The organism is Rathayibacter tanaceti, assembly GCF_001634385.1.
Classification (GTDB): domain Bacteria; phylum Actinomycetota; class Actinomycetes; order Actinomycetales; family Microbacteriaceae; genus Rathayibacter; species Rathayibacter tanaceti.
This window is the reverse complement of record NZ_LIIN01000171.1, coordinates 1-4,377: the sequence shown is the minus strand read 5'-3', so window position 1 is coordinate 4,377 and position 4,377 is coordinate 1. Positions and strand designations below refer to the sequence as shown.

The following is a 4,377-nucleotide window of genomic DNA, read 5'->3' as shown; positions in this document are numbered from 1 at the left end:
GGCTCGGTGGGGGGTGGCGAGTCCGGCGAGCGGCCCCTCGACGCCGAGCTCGCGACAGAGCTGCTGCTCGGGTCCGTTCGGTGGGGTCGACCGCCTCGGCCTGCGCCGCCTCCGGCTCGCCCTGCGCGCCGAGGAGCTCGCGGCGGGCGGCGTCCGCGCCAGCGATCCGCTCCTCGTCGAGGCGCTGTCGGCTCCTGGCCGCTTCGCCACCATCGACTCCGCCCCCGCGCGCCAGGCCGAGCGGCTCGCCCTGACGATCGACCGGGTGCGCAGCCTGCAGGCCGAGCACGGCTCCATCGAGGAGCTGCTGTGGTCGGCGTGGGAGTCGAGCCGGGTCGCCGCGTCGTGGCGCGAGGTCGCGCTCGGAACCGGGCTCACGGCCGCCGAGGCGAACCGCAACCTCGACGGCGTCGTCGCCTTGTTCAGCGCCGCTCGGCGATTCGTCGAGCGCGCGTCGGGGACCTCGGCGATCGGCTTCGTCACGGAGATCCTCGAGGCGGAGGTGCCGGAGGACACCCTCGCGCCCCGCTCGACCGAGGACGCTGTGCTCATCGGCACGCCCTCGTCCGTCGTCGGGCTCGAGTTCGACGTCGTGGTCGTGGCGCGCCTTCAGGACGGCATCTGGCCGAACCTCCGCCCGCGCGGCTCGCTGCTCGACCCCGACGGCCTGCTGCGGCACGCCCGCGGTGAGGGGGCACTGCCGCTCGATGCGCGCAAGGCGACCCTCGACGACGAGCTGCGGATGTTCGCGCTGGCCGCCTCCCGTGCCCGTCGGCAGGTGGTGCTGACCGCCGTCGCAGGCGAGGACGAGAGCCCCTCCCTCTTCTTCCGGATCAGCCCGCCCGATGCGCCCCGGCTCGACGCGGCCTCCGCGGTGCCGTTGACCCTCCGCGGAGCGTCGCGGCCCTGAGGCGCACGGCCACCACCCCGGGCTCTCCCGAGGCGCCCGCGGCGGTCAGGGGCCTGAGCGTGCTCGCCCGTGAGGAGGTGCCCGGCGCCGACCCGGCGTCGTGGTCCGGACTGCTCGACCCGTCGACGCTCGAGCCGCTCGTCGACACGGATGACCCGGAGCGGCCGGTCTCGGTGTCGCCGAGCAGGCTCGAGGCCTTCGAGCGCTCACCGCTGGACTGGTTCGTCGACGCGGTGTCCGGCTCGACCACCAGTACGGCGATGGGGGTCGGCACCCTGGTCCACTGGGTTCTCGAGAACGCCGAGGGCCCCGATCCCGAGGCGCTCTGGGCCGCGCTCGAGTCGCGCTGGCCGGAGCTCGTCTTCGAGTCGCCCTGGCTCGGTGAGCGGCAGAAGCGCGTCACGCGCCGGCTGATCGACGGCCTGGCCGGCTACCTCGCCGACTTCGAGCGCAGTGGCGGCGAGGTGCTCGGCCGCGAGCGGCAGTTCGAGCTCGACGTCCCGCCGGCGCGGGTGCGCGGGTCGATCGACCGCGTCGAGCGCTCGGCCGACGGCTCCGTGACGATCGTCGACCTCAAGACCGGCCGCAGCGCTCCGCGGCAGGCCGATGTCGCCGGGCACGCGCAGCTCGGCAGCTACCAGCTCGCCGTGGCCGAGGGAGCGCTCGAGGCGGCGGACCCGGCGGCCGGTGGCGGCGCGAAGCTGCTCTTCGTCGCGACAGGGGTGCGGGGCAAGCCCTACCGCGAGGTGGTGCAGCAGCGCTTCGGCGAGGAGGAGCTGGAGCGTCTGCGCCAGCGCGTCCGTGACGCAGCGCTCGGGATGGCGGCGGCCCGCTTCTCCGGCCTGCTCGACGCGGTGCCGTTCTCGCCCGGCGATGCCCTGCGGTACCGCATCCACGCAGTGCCCGAGGTTCCGGGCGACGGCCTACTGGCGGTCGACGTCCCCGAGGACGACGACTCGCGCGACGACGAGCCGGAGGGGGCGGGGCCGTGATCGACGCCCTGACCATCGCCGAACGGCTCGATCTGCGCCCGCCGACTCCCGAGCAGCGCGCGGTGATCGAGGCGCCGCTCGAACCCGCGCTCGTCGTCGCGGGTGCAGGCAGTGGCAAGACCGAGACCATGGCCAACCGGGTCCTCTGGCTGCTCGCCAACGGCTTCGCAGCTCCGTCCGAGGTGCTCGGCCTCACCTTCACCCGCAAGGCGGCGGCCGAGCTCGGCGAGCGCATCGGGCGGCGGATCGGCCAGCTCGGCGAGGCGGGCCTGCTCCCGCTGCCGCCCGGGCAGACCGCGCCGGATCCGTTCGAGGCCGCCACCGTCTCGACCTACAACGCCTTCGCGAACACGATCTTCCGCGACAACGCCGTGTTGATCGGCCGTGAGGGCGACGCGAGCGTCCTCTCGGAGGCCTCGGCCTGGCATCTGGCGCGCGGAGTGGTGGCCGACACCGCCGACCCGCGGATACTCGACGTCGAGGCCGGGATCGACCGACTCACCGATCTCGTGGTCTCCTTGGCACACGACCTCGCCGACAACCTCGCCGATCCGGCCGAGGTCGCGGCCTTCGCCGAGGACTTCCTCCGCCTCGGCGAGCTGCCCCGCGGAGGCAGCGGCTCGGGGCTCTACCGCGAGCTCGAGAAGGCTCTGCAGGCGGTGGCCGCGCTGCCCGTGCTGACGGCCCTGGCCGAGCGTTTCCAGGAGGCGAAGGCCGAGCGCGGCTTCGTCGAGTTCTCGGACCAGGTGGCCTTGGCGCTCCGCATCGTCGACCGCGTGCCGCGCATCGTCGACGAGCACCGCGCCCGCTACCGGGTCGTGCTCCTCGACGAGTACCAGGACACGTCGGTGCTGCAGACCAGGCTGCTGGCGCGGCTCTTCTCCGGGCAGGGCGTGATGGCGGTCGGTGATCCGCATCAGTCGATCTACGGCTGGCGGGGGGCCAGCGCCGAGGGGCTCGGCCGCTTCGGCACCGACTTCGAAGGACCGGCGCGGTTCTCGCTGAGCACGAGCTGGCGTAACGGGCACGGTGTCCTCGCCGCCGCCAACGCCGTGGTCGAGCCTCTCTCGGCGGGCAGCGCGGTCGCAGTGGACACCCTGACCGCCGGCCCCGGCGCGAGCGGGCATCCGGTCGAGCTCACCTTCCCCGAGACGATCGACGAGGAGGCGGACGACGTCGCGCGCTGGTTCGCCGGGCGCCTGCGCGAGAGCGCCGAGCCGCCGTCCGCCGCCGTGCTCTTCCGTGTGCGGGCGCACATGGAGCGCTTCGCCGCGGCGCTCGCCCGGCACGGCGTCCGCTACCACATCCTCGGGATCGGCGGCCTGCTCCGGCAGCCCGAGATCGCCGACCTGGTCGCCGCCCTCACCGTGGTGGAGGATCCTGCCGCGGGCAGCGAGCTGGTCCGGCTCCTCGCCGGTGCGCGCTGGCGGCTGGGTGTGCGCGACCTCAAGGCCCTGCATGACCTCGCCTCCTGGCTCGCCGCGCGCGACCACGCGCACCGGCTGCTGCCGGACGACGTGCGCGAGCGGATGCGCGCCTCCGTCACCGAGGGCGAGGGCGGCTCCCTCGTCGAGGCCCTCGATTTCATCGCCGCACGCCGTCCTGGCGAGGACGGCCGGCTCGACCACTCCGCGCTCGCCGCGTTCAGTACGGAGGGGCTTCGCCGGCTCCATGACGCGGGGACCCTGTTCGCCCGGCTCCGGGCGAGGTCGGGGCTCGACCTCCTCGACTTCGTCACGCTGGTCGAGCAGGAGCTCGGGCTCGACATCGAGGTCGAGGCCAACGAATCGCGGGGCGACGGCCGAGCCAACCTCGAGGCGTTCCGCGACGCGGTCGCGGGCTACCTGCAGACCGACGACCGTGGCGCGGGCACGGCGTCCTCGCTCCGGGGGTTCCTGCGCTGGCTCGTGCTCGCCGACAAGCGCGACGGTCTCGCCCCGCGCCCCGAGGACCCGGAGCCGGGGACCGTGCAGCTGCTGACCGTCCACGGCTCCAAGGGGCTGGAGTGGGACCTCGTCGCGGTGCCGCGCATGGTCGACGGTGAGCTGCCCGGCACCCCTGTCGAGGGCTTCCGCGGATGGCTGCGACTCGGCGCGATGCCGTACGCCTTCCGCGGCGACTCCGCCGAGCTCCCGGATCTCGCCTGGCGCGGCTGCGCCACCCAGAAGGAGGTCGTCGACGCGATGGGCGCCTTCAGCGAGACCCTCCGCGAGCGCAACGAGGCGGAGGAGCGGCGGCTCGCCTACGTCGCCGTCACCCGGGCGCGCCATCACCTCCTGCTCAGCGGCTCGTGGTGGGCCGGCCAGGCGAAGCGAGGGGCCCGGGCGTCTTCCTCCGCGATCTGGCGGAGGCGGGCACGATCCCGCCGCTGCCCACCGAGCCGGCCGACCTCGAGAACCCGCTCGAGCGTGCGCCGCGCACGTTCAGCTGGCCGCACGATCCGCTGGGCTCCCGCGGCGCCCGCCGTGCGAGCCG

At 74.5% G+C, this 4,377-nt stretch carries 3 protein-coding genes; all 3 read left to right on the top strand.

What is annotated here, in order from left to right:
* The coding region (locus ACH61_RS14130; protein ID WP_161489675.1) for an ATP-dependent helicase at positions 1-910 on the top strand (910 nt) is incomplete at its 5' end.
* Positions 911-969: 59 nt separating this feature from the next.
* The gene (locus ACH61_RS14125) at positions 970-1,902 is read left to right on the top strand and encodes a RecB family exonuclease (protein WP_068213230.1); all 933 of its coding nucleotides are present in this window, start codon (positions 970-972) and stop codon (positions 1,900-1,902) included.
* The coding region (locus ACH61_RS14120) for an ATP-dependent helicase (RefSeq protein ID WP_068213227.1) at positions 1,899-4,377 on the top strand (2,479 nt) is incomplete at its 3' end. The genes ACH61_RS14125 and ACH61_RS14120, both read left to right, overlap by 4 nt.